28 protein-coding genes are annotated in these 26,698 nt (G+C 61.4%); 10 read left to right on the top strand and 18 right to left on the bottom strand.

Going from position 1 to position 26,698, the window contains the following annotated elements; translation table 11 throughout:
• The first annotated feature begins 72 nt into the window (after positions 1-72).
• Positions 73-870, top strand: a complete 798-nt coding sequence (locus M0H32_RS18795) for an inositol monophosphatase family protein (RefSeq protein ID WP_248156678.1) — start codon at positions 73-75, stop codon at positions 868-870.
• Positions 871-893: 23 nt separating this feature from the next.
• Here M0H32_RS18795 and M0H32_RS18790 read toward each other — a convergent pair whose 3' ends face one another.
• The 11 genes from M0H32_RS18790 to rpsF all read right to left on the bottom strand — a co-directional run bounded on the left by M0H32_RS18790 (position 894) and on the right by rpsF (position 10,807).
• Positions 894-1,265, bottom strand: a complete 372-nt coding sequence (locus tag M0H32_RS18790; protein WP_248156675.1) for a VOC family protein — start codon at positions 1,263-1,265, stop codon at positions 894-896.
• A gap of 66 nt (positions 1,266-1,331) precedes the next feature.
• Entirely contained in the window at positions 1,332-2,060 is a 729-nt protein-coding gene (locus tag M0H32_RS18785) for an SDR family NAD(P)-dependent oxidoreductase (protein WP_248156673.1), read from the bottom strand.
• A gap of 69 nt (positions 2,061-2,129) precedes the next feature.
• Positions 2,130-3,602, bottom strand: coding sequence for an amidophosphoribosyltransferase (purF, locus tag M0H32_RS18780; RefSeq protein ID WP_248156671.1), 1,473 nt, complete (start codon positions 3,600-3,602; stop codon positions 2,130-2,132).
• A gap of 165 nt (positions 3,603-3,767) precedes the next feature.
• A complete protein-coding gene (locus M0H32_RS18775) occupies positions 3,768-4,379 on the bottom strand; it encodes a CvpA family protein (protein WP_248156669.1) in 612 nt (203 codons plus the stop codon).
• Between the two features lie 74 nt (positions 4,380-4,453).
• Positions 4,454-5,848, bottom strand: a complete 1,395-nt coding sequence (gene radA / locus M0H32_RS18770; protein WP_248156667.1) for a DNA repair protein RadA — start codon at positions 5,846-5,848, stop codon at positions 4,454-4,456.
• A 26-nt stretch (positions 5,849-5,874) separates the two neighbouring features.
• A complete protein-coding gene (alr, locus tag M0H32_RS18765; protein WP_248156666.1) occupies positions 5,875-7,017 on the bottom strand; it encodes an alanine racemase in 1,143 nt (380 codons plus the stop codon).
• Positions 7,018-7,146: 129 nt separating this feature from the next.
• Positions 7,147-7,419: a PilZ domain-containing protein gene (locus M0H32_RS18760; protein ID WP_248156810.1), complete on the bottom strand. Its 273-nt coding sequence runs from the start codon at positions 7,417-7,419 to the stop codon at positions 7,147-7,149.
• Between the two features lie 163 nt (positions 7,420-7,582).
• Complete coding sequence (locus M0H32_RS18755) at positions 7,583-9,067, bottom strand: replicative DNA helicase (RefSeq protein WP_248156665.1); 1,485 nt, start codon at positions 9,065-9,067, stop codon at positions 7,583-7,585.
• Positions 9,068-9,431: 364 nt separating this feature from the next.
• Complete coding sequence (gene rplI / locus M0H32_RS18750) at positions 9,432-10,022, bottom strand: 50S ribosomal protein L9 (protein ID WP_248156664.1); 591 nt, start codon at positions 10,020-10,022, stop codon at positions 9,432-9,434.
• A 110-nt stretch (positions 10,023-10,132) separates the two neighbouring features.
• Positions 10,133-10,381 carry a 30S ribosomal protein S18 gene (rpsR, locus tag M0H32_RS18745; RefSeq protein ID WP_248156663.1) on the bottom strand — a complete coding sequence of 83 codons (249 nt, stop codon included), beginning with the start codon at positions 10,379-10,381 and terminating at the stop codon, positions 10,133-10,135.
• A gap of 6 nt (positions 10,382-10,387) precedes the next feature.
• Entirely contained in the window at positions 10,388-10,807 is a 420-nt protein-coding gene (rpsF, locus tag M0H32_RS18740; protein WP_248156662.1) for a 30S ribosomal protein S6, read from the bottom strand.
• A 235-nt stretch (positions 10,808-11,042) separates the two neighbouring features.
• Between rpsF and M0H32_RS29535 the strand changes: the two genes are divergently transcribed.
• The 8 genes from M0H32_RS29535 (at position 11,043) to gmk (ending at position 17,803) form a co-directional block, all read left to right on the top strand.
• Positions 11,043-11,174 (top strand): hypothetical protein, encoded by a 132-nt coding sequence (locus M0H32_RS29535; RefSeq protein ID WP_282449445.1) that lies wholly within the window; start codon positions 11,043-11,045, stop codon positions 11,172-11,174.
• Between the two features lie 152 nt (positions 11,175-11,326).
• Positions 11,327-12,271, top strand: a complete 945-nt coding sequence (gene fabD / locus M0H32_RS18735) for an ACP S-malonyltransferase (RefSeq protein WP_248156661.1) — start codon at positions 11,327-11,329, stop codon at positions 12,269-12,271.
• Positions 12,272-12,336: 65 nt separating this feature from the next.
• On the top strand, positions 12,337-13,074 hold the full coding sequence (gene fabG / locus M0H32_RS18730; protein ID WP_248156660.1) for a 3-oxoacyl-[acyl-carrier-protein] reductase: 738 nt from the start codon (positions 12,337-12,339) through the stop codon (positions 13,072-13,074).
• A 241-nt stretch (positions 13,075-13,315) separates the two neighbouring features.
• Positions 13,316-13,549, top strand: coding sequence for an acyl carrier protein (locus M0H32_RS18725; protein WP_008194310.1), 234 nt, complete (start codon positions 13,316-13,318; stop codon positions 13,547-13,549).
• Positions 13,550-13,636: 87 nt separating this feature from the next.
• Positions 13,637-14,902: a beta-ketoacyl-ACP synthase II gene (gene fabF / locus M0H32_RS18720; RefSeq protein WP_248156658.1), complete on the top strand. Its 1,266-nt coding sequence runs from the start codon at positions 13,637-13,639 to the stop codon at positions 14,900-14,902.
• A 122-nt stretch (positions 14,903-15,024) separates the two neighbouring features.
• Entirely contained in the window at positions 15,025-16,155 is a 1,131-nt protein-coding gene (gene mltG, locus M0H32_RS18715) for an endolytic transglycosylase MltG (RefSeq protein ID WP_248156656.1), read from the top strand.
• A 42-nt stretch (positions 16,156-16,197) separates the two neighbouring features.
• Positions 16,198-17,091, top strand: coding sequence for a YicC/YloC family endoribonuclease (locus tag M0H32_RS18710; protein WP_248156654.1), 894 nt, complete (start codon positions 16,198-16,200; stop codon positions 17,089-17,091).
• 4 nt (positions 17,092-17,095) lie between these two features.
• On the top strand, positions 17,096-17,803 hold the full coding sequence (gene gmk, locus M0H32_RS18705; RefSeq protein WP_248156652.1) for a guanylate kinase: 708 nt from the start codon (positions 17,096-17,098) through the stop codon (positions 17,801-17,803).
• A 13-nt stretch (positions 17,804-17,816) separates the two neighbouring features.
• Here the strand turns inward: gmk and M0H32_RS18700 are convergent, their stop codons facing one another.
• On the bottom strand, positions 17,817-18,740 hold the full coding sequence (locus M0H32_RS18700) for a LysR family transcriptional regulator (protein WP_248156650.1): 924 nt from the start codon (positions 18,738-18,740) through the stop codon (positions 17,817-17,819).
• A gap of 83 nt (positions 18,741-18,823) precedes the next feature.
• On the opposite strand from M0H32_RS18700, the gene M0H32_RS18695 reads away from it, so the two are divergent.
• Complete coding sequence (locus tag M0H32_RS18695; protein WP_248156648.1) at positions 18,824-19,051, top strand: hypothetical protein; 228 nt, start codon at positions 18,824-18,826, stop codon at positions 19,049-19,051.
• On the opposite strand, the gene rsmA is transcribed toward M0H32_RS18695, so the two are convergent.
• The 6 genes from rsmA to lptF form a co-directional block, all read right to left on the bottom strand.
• Positions 19,029-19,880, bottom strand: coding sequence for a 16S rRNA (adenine(1518)-N(6)/adenine(1519)-N(6))-dimethyltransferase RsmA (gene rsmA, locus M0H32_RS18690; RefSeq protein WP_248156646.1), 852 nt, complete (start codon positions 19,878-19,880; stop codon positions 19,029-19,031). The two genes, M0H32_RS18695 and rsmA, sit on opposite strands and share 23 nt — an antisense overlap.
• Before the next feature lie 4 nt (positions 19,881-19,884).
• Complete coding sequence (gene pdxA, locus M0H32_RS18685; RefSeq protein ID WP_248156644.1) at positions 19,885-20,904, bottom strand: 4-hydroxythreonine-4-phosphate dehydrogenase PdxA; 1,020 nt, start codon at positions 20,902-20,904, stop codon at positions 19,885-19,887.
• A gap of 5 nt (positions 20,905-20,909) precedes the next feature.
• Positions 20,910-21,830, bottom strand: coding sequence for a SurA N-terminal domain-containing protein (locus M0H32_RS18680; protein WP_248156642.1), 921 nt, complete (start codon positions 21,828-21,830; stop codon positions 20,910-20,912).
• Between the two features lie 145 nt (positions 21,831-21,975).
• Complete coding sequence (locus tag M0H32_RS18675) at positions 21,976-24,351, bottom strand: LPS-assembly protein LptD (protein ID WP_248156640.1); 2,376 nt, start codon at positions 24,349-24,351, stop codon at positions 21,976-21,978.
• A gap of 4 nt (positions 24,352-24,355) precedes the next feature.
• A complete protein-coding gene (gene lptG / locus M0H32_RS18670) occupies positions 24,356-25,450 on the bottom strand; it encodes an LPS export ABC transporter permease LptG (RefSeq protein ID WP_248156638.1) in 1,095 nt (364 codons plus the stop codon).
• A complete protein-coding gene (lptF, locus tag M0H32_RS18665; RefSeq protein WP_248156637.1) occupies positions 25,447-26,634 on the bottom strand; it encodes an LPS export ABC transporter permease LptF in 1,188 nt (395 codons plus the stop codon). The genes lptG and lptF overlap by 4 nt, the downstream gene beginning before the upstream one ends.
• Positions 26,635-26,698 lie beyond the last annotated feature (64 nt).

Raw genomic sequence — 26,698 nt, 5'->3', positions numbered from 1 at the left:
TGATTTCCAGCGCGCGGGTTTCCCCTTTAAGGTGAGACCGCGCGGTGCCTAACTCTTTGAAGGAGACAATTGATGTCGATGGAACGGCTTGATTTCGCCGTCGCCCTTGCTGAAAAGGCGGGTGTGCTGGGGCTTGAGTATTTCCGCAAGCTGGACACGCTGACGGTCACCCAGAAGGGCCACCAGGATCTTGTCTCCGAAGCCGACCGCAATGTCGAAACCCTGATCCGCGAGGAACTTGCCAAGGCCTATCCGGATGACGGCATCCTGGGTGAGGAACACGGCATGGAAGAGGGCTCTTCCGGCTACACCTGGGTGACCGATCCCATTGATGGCACCGCGAATTTCGTTGCCGGCATTCCGCAATGGTGCGTCATCATCGCCTGTGTGCACCAGGGCCAGGTCATTGTCGGCGTCATTCATGATCCGGTGGCCGGCGAAACCTTCAAGGCGTCGGCAGGTCACGGTGCCTTCCTGAACGGTAAACCGATCCGCATTTCAGACAGCCAGAGCCTCTCCAACGGCTCCGTCGGTGTCGGCTTCAACGGCCGCACGGCGATCACCGATGCGATCAATGTCGTCGGGGCCGTTGTCTCCAAGGGCGGTGTCTTTTTCCGCAATGCTTCCGGCGGTCTGATGCTGGCCTACGCGGCGTCTGGCCGGCTGATCGGCTATGTGGAATCGCACATGAATGCCTGGGACTGTCTTGCCGGCATGTTGCTGACGGCGGAAGCCGGTGGCATCGTCATGGAGCAGGACGTCAACCACGCCCTTTATCACGGCGCCCGCGTCGTCGTCGGCGCGCCAGGGGTCTATGAAGATCTGCGCGACATCGCGGAAAGTTCTTTTGCGCCGCTGGAAGCGGCGTAACACCACTCTCCAAGCAGGTTTGCTTACCGGTGCTGGTCGACAAGAACCGGATTTCCGTCCGGGTCGATCAGCATGAAGCTCGCCGGGCCGGTGGTTGTTTCATCGGCTTCGGACTCGAACCGGTAGCCTTTGGCCTTCAGGTCCTTCTGGATCTCCCGGATATCCTGAAACCCGTCCAGGTTCTCCGCGCTCTGGTTCCAGCCCGGATTGAAGGTGAGCATGTTTTTCTCGAACATGCCCTGGAACAGTCCGATGACGGTGTCGCCGTTCTTCAGGATTACCCAGCCGTCCTCGCCGGACCCGCCCAGGTCGGAAAAGCCGAGCCCTTCATAAAAGGCCTTCGATTTCTGGATGTCCTTGACAGTGAGGCTGATGGAAAACGCGCCGAGTTGCATGGAAGGATCCTCCGTAGATTGACGGAGGATACCATCGCGCAATTCTGGTGCGGGCGCCAGAGCGGCTTAGAGAGACACCCAATCCCTGCTGACCCGGTCGAACAGCTTGCCGTTTTCCTGAACGTCCGGTTTCACCAGCGGCAGCAGTTCCGTGGCAACCGCGGCTGGCTGCGGCAGGTTTTCAGGCAGTTCGCCCGGCATTGCCTTGGCGCGCAGGCCTGTGCGGGTCGGGCCGGGATCGGCCAGATTGATCTTCATTGCCGTTTGCCGGCTTTCCTGTGCCCAGGTCCGGGTCATCGCCTCAACGGCGGCCTTGCTGATTGACTGCAGGCCCCAGAAGGCTGTGCAGGTCTGTGCGTGGACCGACGTCAGCAAAAGCGCGCGTCCGGCCTCAGACTGGCGCAAGAGGGGATCAAGCGAGCGGATCAGGCGCCAGTTGGCCGTTACGTTCACCGCCATGACCTTGTCGAAATCCTTCGGCGAAATATGGCCGAGCGGCGACAGCACGCCGAGCATGCCGGCGTTGCCGACAAAGATGTCGAGCTTTTTCCAGCGCTCGTAGATCGCCGCGCCAAGGCGGTCGAGGGCGTCGAAATCGGTGAGGTCCAGAGGCACCAGTGTGGCTTCGCCGCCGGCGGCCTTGATATCGTCGTCGAGATCCTCAAGGGCGCCCACGGTGCGCGCCACGGCGATCACATGCGCGCCGCGTTCGCCAAGTTGTTTGGCGATCTGATAGCCAATGCCGCGGGAGGCGCCGGTCACCAGGGCGATCCGGCCTTCGAAGTCTTTTTCCATTGTCCAACTCTTCGACCGGCCGGCGGCGAGGCACGCTGCTGGCCGGTCTGTACTGAAATGTGTGGGGCTTTAACCGACTTCCACCAGCCGCGGCGCGCTGACGAAGTCCTGGTCTTCGGACAGGTCGGTCAGCGGCGTCGGATAGTCGCCGGTGAAGCAATGGTCGGTGAATTGCGGGTTGTCGTTGTCGCGGCCGTCAAAGCCCATGGCGCGGTAGATGCCGTCCACGGACAGGAAGGCGAGGCTGTCCGCACCGATATAGGCCCGCATTTCCTCCAGGCCGTATTTGGCCGCCAGCAGCTTTTCGCGTACCGGCGTGTCGATGCCGTAATAGTCGGAATACTTGATCGGCGGGCTGGCCAGGCGGAAATGAACTTCCTTGGCACCGGCATCGCGGATCATCTGCACGATTTTCACCGACGTGGTGCCGCGCACCAGGCTGTCATCGACCAGGACGACGCGCTTGCCTTCGATCTGGGCCCTGTTGGCGGAATGTTTCATCTTCACGCCGAGCGCGCGGATCTGCTGCGTCGGCTCGATGAAGGTGCGGCCGACATAGTGGTTGCGGATGATGCCGAGTTCAAACGGCACGCCGCTCTCCTGGCTATAACCGATTGCCGCCGGCACGCCGCTGTCCGGCACCGGCACGATCACATCCGCGTCCAAATGGGTTTCACGGGCGAGCTGCTTGCCCATTTCCCGGCGCACGTCATAGACGCTGCGGCCACCGACGACTGAATCTGGCCGGGAGAAATAGATATATTCGAAGATGCAGGGGCGCGCCGGCTGCTTGCCGAACGGGAAAAAGGACTGGATCCCAGTCGAGGTGCAGACGATCACTTCGCCGTTTTCGACTTCCCGTATGAACTTGGCGCCGATGATGTCGAGGGCGCATGTCTCGGAGGCCAGGATCGGTGCGCCGTTGAGGTCACCCAGAACCAGAGGACGGATGCCGAGCGGGTCGCGGGCGCCGATCAGTTTCTTGGAGGTCAGCGCCACCAGGGAATAGGCACCTTCCATCTGGGTGATCGCCTCGATGAACCGGTCGACGATCTTGCCCTTGCGCGAGCGGGCGACCAGCTGCAACACCACTTCGGAATCGGAGGTGGACTGACAGATCGCGCCGTCCCGGATCAGCTGATGGCGGAGCGTCAGGGCATTGGTGAAGTTGCCGTTGTGGCAGACCGCGATGCCGCCGCCATCCAGTTCGGCAAAGAGCGGCTGCACATTGCGCAGGATGGTCTCGCCGGTGGTGGAGTAACGCACATGGCCGACGGCGGCCTTGCCGCTCAGCCGTTCGATCGTGTCTGCGTCGGAAAAGTGGTCACCAACGAGGCCGAGATGGCGTTCCGCGCGGAACTGCTCGTTGTCGACGGTCACGATGCCGGCGGCCTCCTGGCCGCGATGCTGCAGGGCGTGGAGACCAAGCGCCGTCAGCGCGCTGGCGTCCTCGTGGCCCAGAATGCCGAAGACACCGCATTCTTCACGCAGGGTGTCGTCATTGATGTCGAACGGCTCGTGCACCTCGGTTCCGCCAGTCATGGCGAACACTCCTTCATTCTGGCCGGTTTACAGCCGGCCTGGGGCGTCAGATCAACGTCTCCCGGTGATCGCGTGAAGCGCGTTGACCGATTTTGAATTGTTCACGGATCCTGCCTTCGCCGGAAAGCAGGATGCGGGATATTACGTCTGCGCCGCCAGGCGGCGTCAGTTGCTGTCCGTTGTCAGCTGTTCCAGGCCCTGGCGCTCGGTGTCGCTGTAGGCCGGTTCGTCGGCCGGAGCACTTGCGCTGTCGCCCGATTGGTTGTTCTGGCGGATCTTTTCCAGGATCGCCTTTTCCGGGTCTTCGGGAAGCACTGCCACCAGCCGTTCGCCGATGGACAGAAGGATCGGCCGGGCCTTGGCGTCCTTGACCCATTGCGGTTGCTGGTCGGGCTGGACGAACCAGTTGAAGAACATCATCGCCACCACGACCAGCAGAAGCCCACGCACGGCACCGAAGACAAATCCGAGGGTCCGGTCGAGAGCGCCGATGCGGCTGTCGAGCACGAAGTCCGAGATCCGCATGGTGATGTAGCTTACCACCAGCAGGGTTACCAAAAAGACCGCTGCCGCGGAAACGCCCATGGCGACGAGATCGTGGGAGATATATTGCTTGGCATAGGGCAGGACCCGCTCATAGAGCAGGAACGCCGCGGCTGCCGCCGCCACCCAGGACACGATGGAAAGAACTTCTCGGACAAACCCGCGGATCATCGCAAGGACCGCCGAAATGAACATGATGACCAAGAGCAGTCCGTCCAGCAGCGTTATCGGCATGTTCCTGAAAATTCCTCTGTCTGGCGCTCAGTCCCGCGCATATGCCTTCAGATCGAACCCGCGACCATCATGCGTCAAGTGCCCCCCGAGGCACTAGCCTCGGCCGAGAGTTTGGCAACAAAGTCCCCAAGTTCCGGCAGTCCCGTCGCCTTGAAAGACGAGGCTGCGCCGTCCTTGAGGTTGCCCTCGGGGCAATACGCCTGGTCGAAGCCGAGTTTCTCCGCTTCTTTCAGCCTGGATTGGGCCTGGGCGACCGGCCGGATGGCCCCGGAAAGGCTGACTTCGCCGAAATAGACGCTATTGGCCGGAAGGGCAAGCCCGCTGAGTGAAGAGATCAAGGCTGCCGACACCGCAAGATCGGCGCCGGGCTCGTTGATTTTGAGGCCGCCGGCGACGTTCAGATAGACATCGTGCTGGGAAAAGCGCACACCGCAGCGTGCTTCCAGCACGGCCAGGATCATCGACAGGCGCGCGCTGTCCCAGCCGATCACCGCGCGGCGCGGCGTTCCGAGTGTGGATTGCGCCACAAGAGCCTGGATCTCGATCAGAAGCGGCCGGGAGCCTTCCAGGCCGGCAAAAACGGCGGCGCCCGGCGCGGAGGTGTTGCGGTCGCCCAGGAAAAGCGCGGACGGGTTGGGCACTTCGACGAGGCCCTTGCCGGTCATTTCAAAGACCCCGATTTCGTCGGTGGCGCCGAAACGGTTCTTGACCGAACGCAGGATGCGGTACTGATGCGCACCGTCGCCCTCGAAATAGAGCACGGCATCGACCATGTGCTCGACCACGCGCGGCCCGGCGATCTGACCGTCCTTGGTGACATGACCGACAAGGACCATGGTGGTGCCGTTTTTCTTGGCGTAGCGGACCATGGCCTGGGCCGAGGCGCGTACCTGGGTGACCGTGCCGGGCGGCGAGTCGACCTGGTCCGTCCACAGGGTCTGCACGGAATCAAGGATCAGGAGGGCAGGGGCGGTGTCCGCCTCCAGGGTTGCCAGAATGTCCTCGACACTGGTTTCCGCCGCGAGCTGCACCGGTGCTTCTGCAAGCCCCAGGCGTTCTGCGCGGAGCCGAACCTGGCCAATGGCTTCTTCGCCTGAAATATAGATGGTCTTGTGTCCGAGGCTGGCAAGTTGCGCGGCCGCCTGGATCAAGAGGGTTGATTTGCCGATGCCCGGATCGCCGCCGACCAGCAGGGCCGAACCGCGGACAAAACCTCCGCCCGTGACCCGGTCGAGTTCGGCCACCTTCGTCTGGATGCGCGGTGCTTCCTTGGTATCGCCGGAGAGGCCTACCAGCGGCACAACACGGCCCTTCGAGCGCGCGGCCCGGCTAGGGCCGCCGCCGATGCCGCCGCCGGTTTGTTCCTCGACAATGGTGTTCCATTCGCCGCAGCTCTCGCAGCGGCCGACCCATTTGGCGGTCACCGCGCCACAGGACTGGCAGACAAAGGAAGTGGACCTGCGGGCCATGCTTGTACCTTTCGCTCGCCGGCCGCTCAGGTAAGCGGACCGTAGACGCGCTCAAAGCGCCGCCCGAGACTTGTCAGATATTCGTAGTCGATGGTCTCGGCATAAGCGGCGAGGTCGGCCGCCGCAACCTGCGGCCCCAGCATTTCCACATATGCGCCGCGCCGCAGGAGATGCTCCGGCACGTCGGTGACATCGAGCGTGATCATGTCCATGGAAATCCGGCCAAGGATCGGTGCCTTGTATCCGCCGATCATGCCGAAGCCGCCGGGACGTTCGTCGGTGGAGCTGGCCCGGCGCAGCATGCCGTCGGCATAGCCGGCCGCGACCACCGCGTTCTTCAGCGGGCGCCTTGCTGTCTGCGTCGCGCCATAGCCGATGGTGTCGCCTTCGGGCACGTCGCGGACGATCATGATCCGGGCCTCGACCTTGGCGACCGGTGTCATGGGGTTGGGTTTGGACTCGATCGCCTGGCCGCCGTAAAGCGCGATGCCCGGACGGACCATGTCGAAATGATAGTCCTCGCCCATCAGCACGCCGGCCGAATTGGCGAGGGAGCGCGGAATGCCGGCGAACGGACCGGTGATCTCCGTAAAAAAATCCAGCTGGCGCCGGTTCATCGGATGATCCGGTGTCGATCCGCAGGCCAGGTGGCTCATGATCAGCGATGGGCGGAAGGGGCCGAGCAGGCCCTTGTCGGTCATGGCGGTTCTGAATTCCTCAGGAGACAGACCAAGCCGGTGAATGCCGGTATCGACATGGACAGCAGCATCCAGGGACTTTCCTGCAGCCTTGCAGAGGCCCGCCCATTCTTCAAGTTCAGCGAGGGATCCCAGAACCGGTCGAATGTCATGGTTCAGGAAGTGCTCTGATGTATCCGGAAAAAGTCCGTCAAGCACATAGATCACGGCTTCCGGAACGATTTGGCGTAGCGCCACGGCTTCTGTCGGCACGGCCACGAAAAAGGTTCGGCAGCCGGTTTCAAAGAGAGCGGGCGCGGCCTTGTCCTGTCCTGTGCCGTAGCCGTCCGCCTTGATCGCCGCAGCGCATTCCGTTGCCGGACCGGTTCGGCTCTCCAGCAGCCGCCAATTCGTGGCAATGGCTTCCGGGTCAATGGTCAGGCGGCCGCCGTAAAGGTTGGACGGGTGGTGCAAGGCTTGCGTCGTCAACACGGTCCTTTTGGAACTCCGGTCAGAATCAATGGCTCAACAGCGACCGGAGACTAGCAAATCCCGGCCCCGTTGGGTCAATGAAGATCCGAGACGGATGCGGTATTTGCGCGCGTTTAGCGGACCGTGCGGTCAGTCCATATAGAGAAATTCGATGCCGGTTTCGCCGTCGCGGACCCAACGGATCTCGCCGTAGAAACGCAGCTTGCGGCTTTCGATCTCGATGGTGACGCGCTGCGCGGGCTTCAGATCCTTGGTATTGGTGGCCAACCGGCAGCCGCCGACGCTGATGTCCTCGACCACACACGGGCGATGGGTAGCGTCCTGCTTGAGAAGGCCGGGCCACTTGCATCTCCTGCGCGGAAAGACGCGGGCTTCTTCCAACAATTTCTGCGCTGCTGACACCAAGGAAATTCGCCTGAAAAATACGATGCACTCAATAGCTGCAACGCACAGTAGTGAAGAAGATTTAACAGGGATTTAAACGGCTTTTCCCGATTTTGGCATGCGATTTCTGGCAGATTTTTCCTTGTGAAATCTTTTTCACATACAAGCATGGAGTGCTGGGTTACTCGTAGCGCTCCGGCAGATGATCCTCTTCGGCGAGATCCGAGAAGCGGGTGTACTGGCCTTCGAAGTGCAGGTTCGCCGTGCCGGTCGGACCGTGGCGCTGCTTGGCGATGATCACTTCCGCCTTGCCCTTGAGGCGTTCCATGTCCCGTTGCCAGTTCTCGTATTCGACCGTGTCCGGCTCCGGCTCGGTCTTGGAGAGATAATACTCTTCGCGGAACACGAACAGGATCACGTCGGCGTCCTGCTCGATGGACCCGGATTCGCGCAAGTCCGACATCATTGGGCGCTTGTCGTCGCGGGATTCCACCTGGCGCGACAGCTGTGACAGGGCGATGATCGGGACCTGGAGTTCCTTGGCGAGCGCCTTGAGCCCGGTGGTGATCTCGGTGATTTCCTGGACGCGGTTGCCGGAATTCTTTGCGGATCCGGAGAGCAGCTGAATATAGTCGACCACCAGGAGATCAAGGCCGCGCTGACGTTTCAGCCGCCTGGCCTTGGCCACCAGGGAGGCAATGGAGATACCACCGGTCTGGTCGACATGCAGCGGCACCGTTTGCATGGTCTGCGCGCAGGCGGCGAGCTTTTCGAATTCGGCTTCGGTGATGTCGCCGCGCCGGATTTTCGAGGATGAGATTTCCGCCTGTTCGGAAATGATACGGGTGGCGAGCTGTTCGGCCGACATTTCCAGCGAGAAGAAGCCGACAACGCCGCCATTGATGGTCTTCAGCGAGCCGTCGGGCTGTTCCTCGGCCTTGTAGGACTGGGCGATGTTGTAGGCGATGTTGGTCGCCAGCGAGGTCTTGCCCATGGCCGGGCGTCCCGCGAGCACGATCAAGTCCGAATGCTGCAGGCCGCCCATTAGCCGGTCGAGTTCGCGCAAGCCCGTGGAAATCCCGGACAATGCGCCTTCGCGATTATAGGCGGCATGGGCCATTTCGATGGTTTCGGTAAGCGCATCGCCGAAGGACACGAACCCGCCCTCGCTGCGGCCGGTTTCCGCCAGTTCGAACAGACGGCGCTCGGCATCGTCGATCTGCTGCTCCGGCGGCACGTCGATCGGCGCGTCAAAGGCGATGTTGACCATGTCCTCGCCGATGCGGATCAGGTTCCGGCGGATGGCAAGGTCGTAGATGCTGCGGCCATAGTCTTCCGCATTGATGATCGAGGCGGCATCGCCCGCAAGGCGCACCAGGAACTGGGTCGCGGTGAGGTCGGCGATCTTGGCGTCGGCCGGGTAGAAGGTCTTCAGGGTGACCGGGGAGGCGGTTTTGCCGGCCCGGATCAGGTGGCTCGCCTTCTCGTAGATGTCCTGGTGGGAAGGCACGAAAAAATGGTGCGGTTCAAGAAAGTCGGATACCCGGTAGAAGGTCTCGTTGTTGACGAGAATTGCGCCCAGAAGCTGACGTTCGGCTTCCGCGTTATGCGGTGCCAGACGCTGGACGTCTTCTTCCGTTTCGACCTTCTGCAATGTGCCTTTCATATCGTCCCCCGATGACCCAAGTCCATTGGGAATACTCTGTGAGGCAGGGCGGCTCAAGGTTCAAAAACAGGCGTTTTCGATTCCCACCGGCAATCACAGATCAACGGGGAAAGAATCGAAACGCACTTGACTCTCAATCCGATAGAAGACTCAAAGCCCTTGCTCTTAAGTATTGAAAACAAACATTTTTTTGCGAAGGTTAATAGCTGGTTAATAATCTATCAAGGGATTCAACACCTTGCGAGCGATTGTGGAATTGGCGGATTAAGCCATGCGCACAGCCATAAAAAATGGATGGCCGGCAAACAAAAACGGCGCTGCGAACAGCGCCGTTTTCGTTAGCTGTAAAAGCGTAAGGAAGCGCTTAGGCTTCTTCTTCCACCGGAGCGTCCTCGGAGGCTTCATCGCCTTCCTCGGTGCCCTCAGCTTCGTCTTCTTCTTCTTCGAATTCGAAGACGTCCATTTCCGGCGTGGTGAGGTCTTCACCGGCTGCCTGGCGGACCGCTTCGTCTTCGGAGCGTGCCACGTTGACGGAAACGGCGACTTCCACTTCCGGATGCAGCTGGATCAGAACGCTGTGCAGGCCGATCGTCTTGATCGGGGTGCGCAGTTCGACCTGGCTGCGGGAAACGGTGAAGCCGGCTGCGGTCAGACCATCCGCGATGTCGCGGGTAGACACGGAACCGTAGAGCTGGCCGGTTTCACCTGCGGAGCGGATCATCACCAGGGATTCGCCGTCCAGCTTGGAAGCAACGGCTTCGGCTTCAGTCTTGCGTTCCAGGTTACGGGCTTCGAGCTGAGCGCGCTCTTGCTCGAACCGTGCCAGGTTGGCTTTGTTTGCGCGCAGTGCCTTGCCCTGCGGCAACAGGAAGTTCCGGGCATAGCCGTCACGTACTTTGACGGTGTCGCCCATCTGGCCGAGCTTGGCGATACGCTCAAGAAGGATAACTTGCATGTCTTTCTCCTACTGTCCCACCTCATCGGTGGTTAGAGACCGTTTGCCCGCGGTCCCAATTCGGGTCTCCCGGGCGGACCCGGGAGAAAAGACCCTCGAAAGAAGAGGGCTTAGCTGATCACGAACGGCAGCAGGCCGAGCAGGCGGGCGCGCTTGATGGCGCGGGCCAGTTCACGCTGCTTCTTCGCGGAGACCGCGGTGATGCGGCTCGGAACGATCTTGCCGCGCTCAGAGATGTAGCGCTGCAGCAGACGGATGTCCTTGTAGTCGATCTTCGGTGCGTTGGCGCCGGAGAACGGGCAGGTCTTCCGGCGGCGGAAGAACGGACGGCGGCTCGGCATTTGTGCAATATCAACCATTGTGTCTTACTCCCCTTCAGCCCGACGCGGAGGACGGCTGCCACCCGGACGGTCGCCGCGGTCACCACGATCGCCACGGCCACCGCCACGGCGGTCGTCGCGGTCACGCTTCTGCATCATCGCAGACGGCTCTTCCTCGAGCTCGTCGACGCGGAAGGTCATGTAACGCAGAACATCTTCGCTGAGGCCCATCTGACGCTCCATTTCAGCGACTGCTGCATGTGGAGCTTCGATGTTCATCAGGGTGTAGTGAGCCTTGCGGTTCTTCTTGATGCGGTAAGCGAGGGACCGCAGACCCCAGTTTTCCACCTTGCCGACAGTGCCGCCAGCGCCTTCGATGAGGCCCTTGTACTGTTCGACGAGTTGTTCGACCTGCTGGGCCGAAACGTCCTGGCGGGCCAGGAATACGTGCTCGTAAAGAGGCATGGAAACAAGCCTTTCTCATGTTGACAACGCGGGACTGGCGCAAAGCCTCCTCGTAACCCTCAGAAAGGCACGAGAAATCTAACGAGAGCGGAGACACGGGAAGTCGGATCTCTTACGATCCTGGCTTGCGCCCTTCCGTTCAGCCCCCGGCCAAATCCCGGATGAAGCGCGCTCTATACTCGGTTTTGACGAAAATGCAAGCGCGGCCGGCCGAATTCGATCCGAAAGTCAGTGAATGCCGACCTCCTTATATTACGAGGAGCGGGCCGGCGAGGCGGATACGCCCTGCGAGCCATGCGTTGCCAAGTCCATAAAGCATCTGGAAATCACGGAAAAGCGCCACAATTTCGGAAATGATGGGCCGTAGGGCCTTGACAGTATGGACCTGGGCGTATCATAGCCTCGCGCCAACATTCGATTTCAGTCCCGACCGGGCTGACCTATCCGCTTTCAAAAAAGCCGTCGGCCTGTTGCCACACGATTGAAGGCCCGCGCACGAGTCTACGGAGGCGTATCCACATGACCATCGCATTCACATTCCCGGGGCAGGGCAGCCAGAACGTCGGTATGGGCAAGGCGCTTGCCGATGCCTTTCCCGAAGCTAGGGCCGTCTTTGACGAAGTGGATGAAGCGCTCGGCCAGAAACTGTCCGACATCATGTGGTCCGGTCCGGACGACGCGCTGACCCTGACCGCCAATGCGCAGCCGGCCCTGATGGCCGTCAGCCTGGCGACCATGCGTGTCCTGGAAGCGCGCGGGCTTGATCTCGGTGCCAGCGCCGCCTTTGTCGCCGGCCATTCGCTCGGCGAATATTCCGCGTTGGCCGCCGCCGGCAGCCTGGATGTCGCCACGGCCGCGCGCTTGCTGCGCGTGCGCGGCGATGCAATGCAGTCGGCCGTTCCGGTCGGACAGGGCGCCATGGCGGCGCTCCTTGGCCTGGAATTCGATGTGGCTGCGGAAGTTGCCGAAGCGGCTGCGCAAGGCGAAGTCTGCCAGGCGGCAAACGACAACGCGCCGGGTCAGGTCGTCGTCTCCGGTCATCTCGCGGCCGTTGAGCGGGCGGTCGAGATCGCCAAGGCCAAGGGCGCGCGCCGGGCGGTGATGCTGCCGGTGAGCGCACCGTTCCATTGTTCCCTGATGGCCCCGGCCGCCGACAAGATGGCCGAGGCCCTGGCCAATGCCGAGATCAAGGCGCCGAAGGTTCCGCTGGTCGCCAACGTGCTGGCGCAGCCGATCACGGATCCGGACGAGATCCGGAGCCGCCTGGTCGAGCAGGTCACCGGCACCGTGCGCTGGCGCGAAAGCATCAGCTGGCTGGCGGAAAACGGCGTTGACACCTTTGTCGAGGTCGGTACCGGCAAGGTCCTAACCGGCATGGTCAAGCGCATCGCCAAGGATGCGGCCGGTATCGCGGTAAACACGCCGGAAGATATCGACGCTCTTATGGAAAAAATCTCCCAATAAGGCTTATATCTGCCTGGACCCCGACGGGCCCGAGCGGGCCGGAGCAATTTACGGAAGGACCCCATATGTTCAGCTTGGAAGGCAAGAACGCCCTCGTCACCGGTGCCACCGGCGGAATCGGTGAAGCCATCGCGCGGGCGCTCCATGCGCAGGGCGCGACGGTGTCCTTGTCCGGCACGCGGGCGGAAAAACTGGAAGCTCTTGCCGCCGATCTCGGCGAGCGCGCCTTCGTCACCCCCGCCAACCTGTCCGACCGCGCCGCCGTGGATGCGCTGCTGCCGGCCGCCGAGGAAAAAATGGGCTCCGTCGACATTCTGGTCAACAATGCCGGCATCACTCGCGACAACATCTTCATGCGCATGAAGGACGAAGAGTGGGATCAGGTTCTGGAAGTCAATCTGAGCTCCGGTTTCCGCCTGTGCCGTGCCGCAATCAAGGGCATGATGAAGCGCCGCTCGGGGCGTATCGTCGGCATCACCTCCGTCGTCGGGGTGACCGGCAATCCGGGCCAGGCCAACTACGCCGCCGCCAAGGCCGGCATGATCGGCATGTACAAGTCGCTGGCCCGGGAAGTGGCCAGCCGCAGCATCACGGTCAACACGATTGCGCCGGGTTTCATCGAAACGGCGATGACCGATGCGCTCAATGACAAGCAAAAAGAATCGATTTTGACGAGCGTTCCGGCAGGCCGTTTGGGGACTTCCGCCGAGATCGCTTCCGCCGCCGTCTACCTCGCCAGCGACGAAGCGGCCTACGTGACCGGCCAGACGCTTCACGTCAATGGCGGCATGGCTATGATTTAAAAGGAAGTTTCGCCGAGCAGGCAAAAAGAATCCGGGCCGCTGCCAAGCGGTCTGGACCGGCTGGTAAAGGTCAACAAAGTGTGTTACCAACCCGCCGATTGTTACGAATTGCGCCGTCCAACCGGAAAACCGGTACCGGAGGCGTCAGGACGTCTGAAACCGCGCATCGCGTCGCCGTCTGCTAATGGGCGGTCCGGGGCAGTTCGCGAGTGATGAAAATAGAAAACCAAGGAAGTGAAAAATGAGCGATATCGCGGATCGGGTAAAGAAAATCGTCGTCGAGCACCTCGGCGTTGACGCCGAAAAGGTTGTCGAAGGCGCGAGCTTCATCGACGATCTGGGTGCAGACAGCCTGGACACCGTTGAGCTGGTCATGGCCTTCGAAGAAGAATTCGGCGTGGAAATCCCGGACACCGCAGCAGAAACCATTCTGACTGTCGGCGACGCGGTTAAGTTCCTCGAAGCCAACAAGTAAGGGCTTCGCCCTTCTTGAATGAATGTTTGAAGATCGGGCCGGCGGGGTGAAGTCCCCGCCAAGCCCTTCCAACGTAAGTGCGGGTGTATGAGGCGAGTTGTCGTAACTGGGTTGGGCATGGTGACGCCACTGGGTTGTGGTGTCGATGTCACTTGGAAAAAGATCCTTGAAGGAAAAAGCGGGGCCAACAAGGTCACGAATTTCAAGGTGGACGATTTGGCCTGCCAAATCGCTTGTCAGATCCCGCGCGATGCGTCCGTTGAAGGCGCGTTCAATCCGGATGACTGGATGGACGTGAAGGAACAGCGCAAGGTCGATGATTTCATCGTCTTCGCAATGGCTGCGGCCGATCAGGCCATGGCCGATTCCGGCTTCAAGGCGGAAACCTATGAGCAGCAGGCGCGTTCTGGTGTGCTCATTGGCTCCGGCATTGGCGGCCTGCAGGGCATCGAACAAGGTGCGCACCTGCTCGCCGAAAAAGGCCCCCGCCGTATCTCGCCGTTTTTCATTCCCGGCCGGTTGATCAACCTGGCCGGCGGATATGTTTCCATTCGCCACAGCCTCAAGGGCCCGAACCACGCCGTGGTGACCGCCTGTTCAACCGGGGCACACGCCATTGGCGATGCGTCGCGGCTGATTGCCTTCGGCGATGCCGATGTCATGGTTGCCGGTGGGACGGAGTCGCCGGTCTGCCGGCTGGCGCTTGCGGGCTTTGCCGCCTGCCGCGCGCTCTCGACCAACTTCAATGACGAACCGGAAAAGGGATCCCGCCCGTATGACGTCGCCCGTGACGGCTTCGTGATGGGTGAGGGCGCCGGCGTCGTGGTGCTGGAAGAATACGAACATGCCGTTCGCCGCGGCGCGAAGATCTATGCCGAAGTCATCGGTTACGGTCTTTCCGGCGATGCCTATCACATCACCGCACCGTCTTCCGATGGCGATGGCGCCTACCGCTGCATGGAAGCCGCGCTGAAGCGCGCTGAAGTGACGGCGGCGGACGTTGATTATGTCAATGCCCACGGCACGTCCACGCCGCTCGGAGACGAAATCGAACTCGGTGCGGTCACCCGTCTGGCAGGCGAGCACGCCTCCGGTCTGACCATGTCCTCGACCAAGTCGTCGATCGGCCACCTGCTGGGGGCCGCCGGTGCAGTCGAGTCGATCTTCTCCGTGCTGGCGATCCGCGACGGCATGGCGCCGCCGACGATCAATCTCGACAATCCGTCCGTGGAAACGGAAATCGACCTGGTGCCGCACAAGCCGAAGAAGCTGGACATCAATGTCGCCCTGTCGAATTCCTTCGGGTTTGGCGGCACGAATGCGTCGCTCGTCTTCCGCAAAGTTGCCGCATAACCCCTTCAAATTTGTCGTGCCGGACCGATTCTGTCGGTTCGGCCCGAACTTTTTTGTGACAACTGGTCCGTTTGAGCCTAAGTCGGGAACTTGGGGGCTCAATCCAGGAGGTGCGATCCGACATGCGCATTAAGCCGAAAAGCCCGCGTGAAGCCTTGCAGCCGGAGCCGGCACCCGCGCCGCCACAACGCTCCCGTCACGTGCGCAATCCTCTTGTGATCCTGATCAACATGGTGATCACGCTGGCCGTGTTCGGCCTCGCCGCTCTTGGCGGAGCTCTCTATTTCGGCAAGCAGAAATTCGAGGAACCCGGGCCGCTTCAAAAGGATGCCACGGTTGTCATCTCGTCCGGAGCGGGCCTTTCCGGCATCACCGACCGGCTGTCGGGCCAGGGTGTGATCGATGACAGCATGTTCGACGAGTGGGTCTTCAACCTCGGCATCCGCTTCTACAAGAACGCGACCAAGCTGAAGGCCGGTGAATATGCGTTCGCGCCGGGCGTCTCCATGCACGAGATCATGACCGATCTGGTGGAAGGCAACGCGGTCACCCATTCCGTCACCATTCCCGAAGGCTGGACGACGGCCCAGATCATTGAGCGCGTCCGTGAGCATCCCGTGCTCGTGGGCGAGATCACCGAAGTGCCCGCGGAAGGCGCCCTGCTGCCGGAGACCTATACGTTCGCACGCGGCATGACCCGTCAGGGCGTGCTCAACCAGATGAAGGCTGCCCAGGAAAAACTGCTGGCCGAAATCTGGGAACGCAGGTCGGACAACCTGCCGGTGGCCTCGCCGGAAGAGCTGGTGATCCTCGCGTCGATCGTGGAGAAGGAAACCGCACTGGCCGACGAGCGCCCGCGTGTGGCCGGCGTCTTTGTCAACCGGCTCAACAAGAGCATGCGGCTGCAGTCGGATCCGACGATCCTTTACGGACTTTATGGCGGCGAGGCCTGGCTCCAGGACCGGTCCGCGATCAAGCAGTCCGAGCTGAAAAAAGAAAACAAATACAACACCTATCAGATCGACGGCCTGCCGCCGGGACCGATCGGCAATCCGGGCCGCGCGGCCATGGAGGCTGTCGCCAATCCGTCGCGCACGCTGGATCTCTATTTTGTCGCGGATGGCACCGGCGGTCATGTGTTCGCCGAAACCTACGAGCAGCACCAGGCGAATGTGCGCAAGTGGCGTCAGATCGAGCGGGACAGGCGCAACGCGGAAAACAGTGAGGGGGCGCAGCCGGCGACTTCCAACTGAGTGAAGGGCGGGCAGGCGCTGGACGGCACATCGGAGGGGCAGATGGCACTAGCCAGCATGACTGGATTCGCGCGGGCGCAGGCAGAAAGCGGGCCGGTGCGCTGGACCTGGGAACTCAGATCCGTCAACGGCAAGTCGCTGGATTTGCGCATCCGCATTCCCACCGGGCTGGAAACGCTTGAACCCAGGATCCGTGAGCGTTGTTCCAAGGTGCTCCGGCGCGGCAATGTCTCCATTGGTCTTGCCATGCAGCGCGACCAGTCCGAGCAGCAGCTGCAGGTCAATGAATCGGCGCTGACTGCCGTTCTGTCGACCATCGACCTTCTCAAGGCGCGCGTCCCCGACCTTGCTCCGCCGTCTCTGGACGGCATTTTGTCCCAGAAAGGTGTCTTCGAGCTCAAGGAGCCTGAGGACGACGAGGAAGCGCAGGCGGCGCTGCACAAGGCTCTGCTGACCTCGCTCGACGGCGCGCTGATCGACCTGGTCGACATGCGCCACACGGAAGGCCAGGCCATCGGCACAGTTTTGCGCGGCCAGATCGACCGGATCGCGGAACTGACCCAGGCCGCCGAAACACTGCCGGCCCGCAAGCCGGAAGCCATCAAGGCCCGCCTCAAGAAACAGGTCAGCGAGTTGCTCGATGCGTCCGACGGCCAGCTCGATCCGCAGCGCCTTCACCAGGAAGCGGTGTTTCTGGCCACCAAGGCGGATATCCGGGAAGAACTGGACCGGCTGCACGCCCATGTGGCGGCCGTGCGCGATCTGATGGACAGCGGCGGCGCCATCGGCCGGCGGCTGGATTTTCTGGCACAGGAATTTAACCGGGAAGCCAATACCCTGTGTTCCAAGTCGAATGACGTGGATCTGACGGCAATCGGACTCGACTTGAAGGCCGTTATCGATCAAATGCGTGAGCAGATACAGAACCTGGAGTAAGCCCATGACCGACGCACCAGCCGGAACCCCGTCCGGGACCACTGTCAGTGCGGAAGAAGCCGAACAGCAGCGGCGCGGCTTGATGCTGGTTCTGTCGTCGCCCTCCGGCGCCGGCAAATCGACCATTGCCCGGCTTCTCCTGGACAAGGAAGACAATCTCGCGCTGTCGATCTCGGTGACGACCCGGCCGCGCCGGAGCAGCGAAGTCGACGGTGTGCACTATCACTTCCTCGATCCCGGCCGATTCGAACAGATGCGCGAACACGACGAATTGCTGGAATGGGCGGAAGTCCACGGCAACTACTATGCGACGCCGCGTGGGCCGGTCGAAAACGCCATCGAAAACGGCCGCGACATCCTGTTCGACATCGATATCCAGGGCACATTCCAGCTTTACGAGAAGATGCGTTCGGACGTGGTCTCGATCTTCATCCTGCCACCCTCCATCGCCGAAATGAAATCCCGCCTGAAGCGGCGCGCCGAGGACACGGACGAAATCATTGCCAAGCGCATGAAAACCGCGGTCGGCGAAATGCGGCACTGGGAGAAATACGATTATGTCGTCGTCAATGACGACCTGGAACGGGCCTACGAAAACGTCCGCGCCATCCTGCGCGCCGAGCGCCTGAAACAATTCCGCTCGCCCAAGATCGGTCCGCTGATCCAGGGCATGGTGGATGACCTGGAAGCGGAGCTGGGCGACGAAGGGTGATCTGTCCGGCGTTTCAGACAGGACTCACTTTTGGACGGGCCTGTGCCTGCGCTGTCTCATATCTCTGCCGGTAAAGCCCCACGATCCGGTCCTTGACCGCCACCAGTCCTGGATGCAGGCGCAGGCGCTCGTGGAAGCTCATCCAGGCTTCGTTGACGGCCAGAGGTGCGTCCGTGAGGCGTTTCAGCCCTTCTGCTTCCGCGACCCAGTCGGGCAGGATCCCCATCGCGTCGCCGGCCTTCAGGATGTTGAACAGAGCGAGCGAACTGTTGACCGCGTAGCGGCAGGGTTTTCCCTTCAGGAGCTCGTTCAGGAGCTGGGACGATTTCAATCGCGCCCGGCTGCCGCAATAGCCGGCCCAGACCTGGTTTTGCCAGCAGGCGGGATTTTTGGCGTCCGGATGGGTCTCCAGATAGGCTGGCGCCGCATAGACATGGAATGAGACGTTCCCCAGCTTCTGGGCGATCAGGTGCGGGTGTTTCGGCGGGCGGTTGCCGATGGCGATGTCGGCTGAGTTCCGGCTGAGATCCCAGAAAGCATCATCGGCGAAGAACTCGATACGGATGTTGTCGAGGCCCCTTGTGATCTCGGTGGCCCGTAGGGTCAGGAAATGCTGGCCCCATTCGCCAAGGGTGATCCGGCAGACCTGTTCGGGGCTATCCGCCTTTTCCAGGTCGACCGCGCGCCCGAAATCCGCCGCACCGCGCGCCATGCTTCTGGCCACCTTGACCAGGCGGCGCCCGGCGCCGGTCAGCTCATAGCCGGTCTGGCGCCGGTCGAACAGTTGCACGTCGAGCTGATCCTCCAGCCGGGCGACGTGCCGGCCGACCGTCGGTTGGGACAAGGCCAGCGTCTCGGCAGCGCGGCTGAGGCTTTGATGCTCGGCGACCGCGAGAAACACGCGCACCGAATCCCAGTCAAATTCATCGATATTCATAAATGAATAATATCATGCATTATTATTCAATTACATTGGAAATGAGGTCTGTCATGGTCCGGCCATCACCAATGAGGCAGACCATGATCGTTACCTGGCTGAAATCCCAATTCTGGAACAGACGGACAACGCTTTATACCGGCTCCGGCTCCGGCTCCGACGGCAATCCGCAGGCGTTGCCCACCTGGATGGCGCGCGACCTCGGACTGGAAGATCCGGAAAACCGGAAAGCCGTCCTCCACGGAGGTTGCCGCAAGCCGGATCGGGCTGTCCCGGTGGCAATGCTGCCTAAACGGCCCCGGCGGTCTTGAACGTGTTGGCGAGATCCACAAAGCCAGCAATGTCGATTTCCTCGGCCCGGGCGGTCGGTTTCAATCCGGCCGCCTCGACAAGAGCTTCCGCGTCCGCCGACAGCGCTTTCAGGCTGGCGCGCAGCATCTTGCGCCGCTGACCGAATGCGGCGGCCGTAACCCGCTCCAGCGCTTTCAGATCGCAGGCGAGGGGCGTTTGATTGGGCACCAGATGCACCACGGCCGAGGTCACCTTGGGCGGAGGGGTGAACGCCTTCGGGCTGATGTCGAACAGGATGCCGCCCTTGCAGCGCCAGCCGGCGAGAACGCCCAACCGTCCATAGGCCTTGGAGCCCGGTTCAGCCGCGATCCGTTCGCCGACTTCCTTCTGGAACATCAGCGTCAGCGATTGCCAGAACGGCGGCCAGTCCGGCGTGGTGATCCAGTTGATCAGGAGCTGGGTGCCGACATTGTAAGGCAGGTTGGCGGCGATGCGGACCTTGCCGCCACCGGTGACGGCAACCGGGTCGATCTCCAGCGCGTCGCCCTCGATGATCTCCAGACGGCCCGGGTAATGCTCCGCGATCTCGGCCAGCGCCGGCAGGCAGCGGCTGTCTTTTTCGATGGCGACCACCTTCTTGGCCCCCGCGGCCAGAAGCGCGCGGGTCAGGCCACCGGGGCCGGGACCGATTTCCAGAACCGTGCAATCGTCAAGCGCCCCACAGGAGCGGGCGATGCGCGATGTCAGGTTGAGATCCAGCAGGAAATTCTGCCCGAGGGACTTCTTGGCGTTGAGCCCATGGGCCGCGATCACTTCACGCAGCGGCGGCAGGTCGTCGATCTGGGCCATCGTGTCAGAACCGCTCAGGATGGGCGAGAACGTCGGCCATGCGCAGCGAGGCGGCAAAGCTGTCAATGCGGATGTCGCCGGTTCCGGCGAGAGCGTAAGCGGTGCCGTGATCGGGTGAAGTGCGCACGAAGGGAAGGCCGAGCGTGACATTGACGCTGTCGTCGAAACCGATGGTCTTGGCCGGCACCAGCACCTGGTCGTGATACATGCCGAGCACGCAGTCGTAACCACCGCGTGCCTGCGGGTGGAACAGCGTGTCCGCCGGATGCGGACCGGTGACATCAAGGCCCTTGTCGCGCAGCGCTGCGATCGCCGGCTCGATCACGTCCCGATCCTCGGTACCGATGGACCCGTTTTCGCCGGCATGCGGATTGAGCCCGCAAATGGCGAGACGCGGCGTGGCATAGCCGAATCTGGTCTTCAGGTCCCGGGCGGTGATCTCTGCCGTCTCGACAATCAGATCGACTGTTACCGCGTCGGGCACATCTCTCAGCGGGATATGGATGGTCACTGGAACCACCATCAGTTCCGGGCCGGCAATCATCATGACGGGCCGGGCGGGCGCGCCGGGCCAGTGTTTCTCCGCCAGGGCACCGAGATACTCGGTGTGGCCTGGAAAGGAAAAGCCGGTCTTGTAAAGGGCCGCCTTGTTGATCGGAAGGGTGACGAGACCGCTGGCGAGACCTGCCTGGACATCCTCAACGCTTGCCTCGATCGCGGCAATGACGGAGGGCGCGGTTTCCGCCTGCTCCTCGCCAGGCCGGTCGGCAAGGGCCGGGCCTGTCTGCACGACCGGCAGCGATTTGGCGAACTGGCCGGAGGCCAGGTCGGGGGAGGTGGTCTCGATTCGAAGGGACAGACCCAGCCGGCCGGCACGCTCCTTGAGCAGCGTCGCGTCGCCCCGAACATAGAAGGGCGGCAGCTTCAGCGCCTTGCGGTTTGCCCAGGCCAGAAGCGCGAGATCCGGTCCGATGCCGGCCGGTTCGCCCATGCTGACGGCAAGCGGCTTTTGTGAGGAGCCCATGCCGGTCAGCGGTAGATGATGGTCGCGCGGCGGCGGATTTCCAGGAGGTAGCGGCGGGACTGGCTTTCGCCTTCCTTGGCGCGCAGCTCGTTTTCCAGTTCGGTACGCACGGCGATATCGGAAGCGATTTCCCGCTTGCCGCAGACCGCGATCATTTCATAGCCGACCGGTGTGGTGCTGGCTTTGGTCAGCTTCCCGGGCTGCAGTGCCGCAATTTCCTTGCGCATGTTTTCGGGCAGCTCGGTTTCCAGACGTCGGCCGATCGGCTGGACCACGACTTCGCTGTATTTGCCCAGAACGGCGCCGGGATTTTCGCAGTCGTTGAAGGCTGCCCGGATCTGGTCGCTTTCACGCTTGCGCTTGGACTTGAAGCCGCCCGAGGAGCTCTTCGGGACCACGACAATGACCCGTTTCAGATCATATTCAATGGACTTCTGGCGGTCTTCTTCGTCCGTCTTCTTCAGCGCGGCGATGATATCGGACTCGTCCACCTCGATCTTGCCGCGGAAGCGGGCCTGAACGATTTGGTTCCAGGCAAGCTGGGCCTTCAGGCGGTATTTCAGCGTTTCCGGTTTGACACCGCCCTGGCCCAGGGCTTTCGACAGCTGTCCGGGAGACATCTTCACATTCCGGGCGATATTGCCATAGGCACTATCGACCTGGGACTGGCTGATATCGATCCCCATACGCTCGGCCTCGGCAAGCTTGACATGATCGTCGACCAGTTCCTCTTGCGCCTGCCGCTTGGCAACCGAAGCGGACTTGCGCTGTGTGAGCGTGATCAGACGGGCGCGCTGAGAGATGTCATAGTCGGTGATCGGCATGTCATTGACAATCACCCTGATGGCCGCCTGGGCCTGCTGGGACAGGGGCGCCGTCAGGAAAAGCGCGAGGCCAAGAAGAACCGGGACGAGACGAAGTCGCATTGCATATCCATCCGTGCTGGCGAGGAGCCAAACAGAAGTTCGTGTTGAAGGCATGGTTTTTCGCACATCATGCCTCGAATTTCAAAGATTGCATGCATGATGCCTTAATTCGTGGCGGCATCATGACCTGATTTGCTGATGCAACCTAGTTCAGGGCGCCACTCGAGACCTGGGTATTGCCGATGGTCCTGAGGCCGATACGGAAATACAGCGTCCGGTCAACCTCGTCGCCATCGTTCCGGCTGCGGTCTTCCGCATAGGTGATGGACAGGGAGAAACCTTCGTCGTCGTAGCCGACGCCGAATCCGTCCTGCACGAAGTCGCTGTTTTCCAGGTCATAGCGGACCGAACCGAACACGCGCCAGTTCTCCTCGATCCTCAGGCTTGCCGAGCCGAGCAGTTCCTCGCGCGGAGAATCGATACCGACATCCGGCTGCGCGTTCAGGAAGGCATAGGCGAGGGAGGACACCACCGGGCCGTAGATGGCGCTGGCCTGGGCCTGGACGCGGTTGAAGGTAAAGTCTTCCTTGTCCAGACGGGCCTGGGTGCCGAGCTTCACGCCGTATTGCGTGTCCAGATAGAGGCTGCCGACATAGTCGGACAAGTCGGTTTCGAGGCCGGAATCCTGGGTGGCGCCGAGAATGTCCGGTGTCGCGTAGGAGTTGTCGCCGGCCAAGTGATAGGAGCGGCCAAACAGACCGCTGACGTAATAACCGCTGTCGAGCTGCAGTTTGTAGTTCAGGCCGACATTGAGGCGGGTGCCGCCTTCGGCCCGGTCGAAGCCGGAAAACTTGTCGGCGTCGAACAGCGTGGTCGTGTCGAAAACGATGCTTTGGGCATCGTCATTGGGCAATTCGCCGATCCGCTGTTCATTCGGTCTGGCGACAATTTGGGCGACCGGCTCGAGGATCTGGTTGCCCCCGTCGAACGAGGCGATGAACGGATAGCGGTATTCAAGGCCGACTGCCGGCATTGCCCGGCCGACAAAGCTCTCGCCAGTCAGCGCCGTCACGTCTGAATCGGGTGAGGCCAGGAAGAACAGGTCGCCGCGCATATAGGCAAACGGCGTGAACGACTGGCCAAGAGGATCGATGAAGGTCTTGCGCCAGTTGCCCTTGAGCGAAACGCGCGAGAACGTACCGTCGACGCCGCGGAATTTCGGCGTCGTGCCCCCGTCGATAGAGAACGCATCGGTTTCATCGCGCGTCAGCGAGGTGAAATTCGCGGTCAGGGCAAGTTCGCCTGCAAGGACCGGGTCGGCGAAGACATAGTCGTAATCGACGACCGGCAGCACGAGCGGCTGCTTGTCCTGAAGCGAACTGCCCACGGGCGAGAAGCCGTTGGCGTTGAAGGCGCTGTCCGTATAGTCTTCCTGCGAGATCTGAAAGGCATAGGCACGCACCGAGAGGGCGTTGCGGTCCGTATGCCCCTCGAAATAGATTTCCGAAGTCTCGCCATTGTCGCTGAAACTGGTGAACGAGTAGTCCTTGAAGAACTGCCGGTCGCTCTTGTAGGTCAAGTCCCAGCCAAGCGTCCAGTCCCGCGCAACGCTGAACGTGCCTTTGGAATTGATCGCGCCACGCCAGCGGTCGTCGGCTCTGGGCGTATTGAACTGGCTCGGCTGCGCCTGAAACAGGCCGGCGGCGGCCACGCTCACCTGACCGGCAGCGAAGCGATGGCGGTATTCCACATCCCCGAACAGGCCCTGCTTGGTCAGCGGGGTCAGGATGGCGGTAACGTCATAATAGGGACTCAGTGCCCAGTAATAGGGAACCGTTACACCATAGCCGAGCTTGTCGTTGACAATGCCGCTCGGCATCAGGAACCCGGACTTCCGGGTGACTGTGGGGTCCGGCATGGACAGATAGGGCAGGAACGCGATCGGCTGACCGTAGACCTCGAAAGCCGCGTTTTCGAACCGGATGATCTTTTCCTGCTGATTGTGGATGATCTTCTCGGCCCGCACCCGCCACAAGGGAGGTTTGTTCGGCGGATTGGTCGGTTTGGTGTAGACCGTATAGACGCCGTTCTCGATCGAGGTGATGTTGTCGCCCTCGCGGCGCGCCTGTTCGGCGATGAAGCGGGTCCGCTTGGTCGTGTCGATCTGAAGCGCGCGGGCAAAGCCTTCGGAGAAGTCTTCCGACAGCACCATCTCCTCGGTGCGCACGACATTGCCGTTCTTTTCGATGAAAATCACGTTGCCGGTCGCTTTGAGCTGCTGGCTCTTGCGGTCGAAAATGATCTGATGTGCCTGAACGGTGTTGCCGTCGTAATAGACCTGCACATTGCCGGTCGCGACGATCAGGTCCCGGTCGAAGTCATAGGTGATTTCGCTGGATTCCAGCAGCAGCTCGGCATTCGGGTCAAGCTGATCGGCCAGGCCGGCAGCCACATCCTGGGCGCTGGCCGGTGCCGAATTGGCAAGGCAAAGGGTTGCCGCGACGGCGCACAAGCTCACCGCGGCCAGCAATCTGCCTTTTTTGGCCCAAGTCTCTGTGGTCAGGAAAGTTGGAAAAGACATCGCCTTAGCCATCTTCCTGATGCAAGAGAATTGTCAAACCCATAAGTACTCCAAATATTCCAGGCGCCCAGGCCGCCACCAAGGGAGGGACAATACCCGCACCTCCGAAGTCCTTGGCAAGCTCGGTTAGAACGTAAAGCACGAACCCGGACAGGATTCCACCCAGAATCATACTTCCCAACCCGCCAAACCGCGAAACTTTAAGGGAAACCGCCGCCGCGATCAAAATCATCGCGACCAAAAGAAGCGGTCTGGCGAGCAAGGTCTGATACTGCAAATTGTACCGATAGGCAGGTAACCCTGCGTTTCTCGCCAATTCGATGAAGCGCGGCAAATTCCAGAACGAGATTGATTCGGGCGAGCCGATGCTCTCGCGCACTTCTGTCGCCGTCAGAAAAGTGCTGACCTCGTAGCGCCCATAGGTCTGCGGGTCCTGCTCGGTCGTGTAGACGATCGCGTTGTCAAGATACCAGATCTCGTCGCCGAGACGTGCTTCGCCGGCTTCGATGCGTTCGCGGAACGTACCGTCCTTGCCGAAGGTGAAGATGGTGACGCCGCGCAGTTTCGTGCCACCGTCGAGCAGTTGCTTGGCGAGCAGCACGGACTCCCCGTCAAGACCGTCCTGGCGCACCCAGACATCGTTCGAGGCCTGCATCAGGAAACTTTGCTCGGTGCCGAACAGGCCGCTCGCCGCTTCATCGGATTTTTGCTGAAACCAGACGGCCGCCGGATTGTAGAGCGTGATCGACAGCACGCCGAGCACGATCCCGACGACAATCGCGGGCAAGGAGAACTGCCAGACGGAAATGCCCGAGGCGCGCGCGACCACAAGCTCCAACGCACGGCTCAGCGTGACAAAGGCGGCAATGGCGCCGAAGAGAACGGTAAACGGGATCACCTGCTCCAGGAGGAGGGGCACCCGCAAAAGCGAAATCAGCGAGACACGGAGAACGGAAAAGCCTTCGCGATCGCCGCCTCGACGGACCAGTTCCAGGACATCGAACAGGAAAATCAGCACCGCGGCAAACAGGAACAGTCCGAGAATCGCCTTCAGAAAACGGCCCGAAAAATAGACGGCGAGGGTGCGGCCGAGGATCATGCGGCGCCTCCCGGCTTGCGGCCGTTCAGCCTGTCGCTCAAGGCGTCGATACGGTCCTGAACCGCAAGATGCAGATCGGTGAGCCATTTCGGTTCCGCGCCGCGCTGCTCCCGGAAGATCGACAGGAGCGCCAGCGCGGCGCCGGTGACCGGAACAACATAGAGCAGGCTCATCAGGGCATCGGCACCGCCGGAAACCGCTGTTACACCAAAGCCGGTCGTCCGCAACAGGACACAGGCGCAAATCGCCCCCAGAACCGCAAGGCCACGGCCTTGGCGCGTGGTCCGGGCCTTGCCCAGAAAGGCAAACACGATCAGGCCGAAGGAAAGACAATAGAGCGGCTGGCTGAAGCGCTCATGCAGCTCCTGGTCCAGCTTGTCCGGATTTTTCAGGGCATAGGCATCGCTCCGGCCCGGTGCCAGCAGATTGGCGGTCGTTCGTTCGCTGGCCTTGAAGACCGGTTCGCCGGCTTCCGGAATAAGGTTCGACAGATCGAAGGCGTATGACTGGAAACGCACGATCGAAATGTCGCCTTCCTGTTTCGGCCGCCGCTGGATGGTGCCGTTCTGCATCACCAGGAGCGTGCGGTCGGCGGCCTCGACGATTTGACCGGTTTCGGCCTGATAGGTGAAGGCGGTTTCCTCGTCGCGCGTGTCATGCAGCAGCAGCCCGTCGAGCGTACCCTTGCCGGTACGGTTGCGGATATGGAAGGTCAGGCCGTTTTCCACTGTGATGAACCGGCCGGGTTTGACGATGTTGGCGACGAGGTCGGCACGGACGCGCGTGATCTCCGTGCGCAGTTGGGCAAGACCCATCGGCGCAAAATAGAGCGACATGCTTGCGGTCAGCAGCATGACCACGACGGAGAACAGCATGACGGGTTTCAGGACCAGAAACCTGGAGCCGCCGCTGGCATCGATCACGATCAGTTCGCTGTCACCGGACAAGGCGTTCAGCACCAGGATCAGAGCGATCATCAACGCGAAGGGCGCGACGATCACCACCAGGAATGGCAGGGCAAGCATGGTGATGCCGATGAACTGCACGATGGTCTGGCCCTTCGAGGTCACCAGATCGAGCTGGCGAAGGGCCTGGGTTGCCCAGACCACGCCTGTCATCGCGGCAATCGTAAGGGTGAATGCATAGACCGTTCGCCGGATGATGTAACGTTCGAGCGTTTTCATGAGCGCGCCGGGACAGGTCCTTGCAAAAATGACGATAAACGGCCTGGCACCGAATAACACGGAA

This window comes from Roseibium sediminicola (assembly GCF_023156505.1).
Lineage (GTDB): Bacteria > Pseudomonadota > Alphaproteobacteria > Rhizobiales > Stappiaceae > Roseibium > Roseibium sediminicola.
This window is presented reverse-complemented; position numbering and strand designations above follow the sequence as displayed.

Excerpts from the sequence above, each read along its gene's own strand:
- M0H32_RS18795 (WP_248156678.1), top strand. The coding sequence starts at position 73 with ATGTCGATGGAACGGCTTGATTTCGCCGTCGCCCTTGCTGAAAAGGCG.
- M0H32_RS18790 (WP_248156675.1), bottom strand. The coding sequence starts at position 1,265 with ATGCAACTCGGCGCGTTTTCCATCAGCCTCACTGTCAAGGACATCCAG.
- M0H32_RS18785 (WP_248156673.1), bottom strand. The coding sequence starts at position 2,060 with ATGGAAAAAGACTTCGAAGGCCGGATCGCCCTGGTGACCGGCGCCTCC.
- purF (WP_248156671.1), bottom strand. The coding sequence starts at position 3,602 with ATGACTGGCGGAACCGAGGTGCACGAGCCGTTCGACATCAATGACGAC.
- M0H32_RS18775 (WP_248156669.1), bottom strand. The coding sequence starts at position 4,379 with ATGCCGATAACGCTGCTGGACGGACTGCTCTTGGTCATCATGTTCATT.
- radA (WP_248156667.1), bottom strand. The coding sequence starts at position 5,848 with ATGGCCCGCAGGTCCACTTCCTTTGTCTGCCAGTCCTGTGGCGCGGTG.
- M0H32_RS18755 (WP_248156665.1), bottom strand. The coding sequence starts at position 9,067 with ATGAAAGGCACATTGCAGAAGGTCGAAACGGAAGAAGACGTCCAGCGT.
- rplI (WP_248156664.1), bottom strand. The coding sequence starts at position 10,022 with ATGCAAGTTATCCTTCTTGAGCGTATCGCCAAGCTCGGCCAGATGGGC.
- rpsR (WP_248156663.1), bottom strand. The coding sequence starts at position 10,381 with ATGGTTGATATTGCACAAATGCCGAGCCGCCGTCCGTTCTTCCGCCGC.
- rpsF (WP_248156662.1), bottom strand. The coding sequence starts at position 10,807 with ATGCCTCTTTACGAGCACGTATTCCTGGCCCGCCAGGACGTTTCGGCC.
- M0H32_RS29535 (WP_282449445.1), top strand. The coding sequence starts at position 11,043 with ATGCCGACCTCCTTATATTACGAGGAGCGGGCCGGCGAGGCGGATACG.
- fabD (WP_248156661.1), top strand. The coding sequence starts at position 11,327 with ATGACCATCGCATTCACATTCCCGGGGCAGGGCAGCCAGAACGTCGGT.
- fabG (WP_248156660.1), top strand. The coding sequence starts at position 12,337 with ATGTTCAGCTTGGAAGGCAAGAACGCCCTCGTCACCGGTGCCACCGGC.
- M0H32_RS18725 (WP_008194310.1), top strand. The coding sequence starts at position 13,316 with ATGAGCGATATCGCGGATCGGGTAAAGAAAATCGTCGTCGAGCACCTC.
- fabF (WP_248156658.1), top strand. The coding sequence starts at position 13,637 with ATGAGGCGAGTTGTCGTAACTGGGTTGGGCATGGTGACGCCACTGGGT.
- mltG (WP_248156656.1), top strand. The coding sequence starts at position 15,025 with ATGCGCATTAAGCCGAAAAGCCCGCGTGAAGCCTTGCAGCCGGAGCCG.
- M0H32_RS18710 (WP_248156654.1), top strand. The coding sequence starts at position 16,198 with ATGGCACTAGCCAGCATGACTGGATTCGCGCGGGCGCAGGCAGAAAGC.
- gmk (WP_248156652.1), top strand. The coding sequence starts at position 17,096 with ATGACCGACGCACCAGCCGGAACCCCGTCCGGGACCACTGTCAGTGCG.
- M0H32_RS18700 (WP_248156650.1), bottom strand. The coding sequence starts at position 18,740 with ATGAATATCGATGAATTTGACTGGGATTCGGTGCGCGTGTTTCTCGCG.
- M0H32_RS18695 (WP_248156648.1), top strand. The coding sequence starts at position 18,824 with ATGATCGTTACCTGGCTGAAATCCCAATTCTGGAACAGACGGACAACG.
- rsmA (WP_248156646.1), bottom strand. The coding sequence starts at position 19,880 with ATGGCCCAGATCGACGACCTGCCGCCGCTGCGTGAAGTGATCGCGGCC.
- pdxA (WP_248156644.1), bottom strand. The coding sequence starts at position 20,904 with ATGGGCTCCTCACAAAAGCCGCTTGCCGTCAGCATGGGCGAACCGGCC.
- M0H32_RS18680 (WP_248156642.1), bottom strand. The coding sequence starts at position 21,830 with ATGCGACTTCGTCTCGTCCCGGTTCTTCTTGGCCTCGCGCTTTTCCTG.
- M0H32_RS18675 (WP_248156640.1), bottom strand. The coding sequence starts at position 24,351 with ATGTCTTTTCCAACTTTCCTGACCACAGAGACTTGGGCCAAAAAAGGC.
- lptG (WP_248156638.1), bottom strand. The coding sequence starts at position 25,450 with ATGATCCTCGGCCGCACCCTCGCCGTCTATTTTTCGGGCCGTTTTCTG.
- lptF (WP_248156637.1), bottom strand. The coding sequence starts at position 26,634 with ATGAAAACGCTCGAACGTTACATCATCCGGCGAACGGTCTATGCATTC.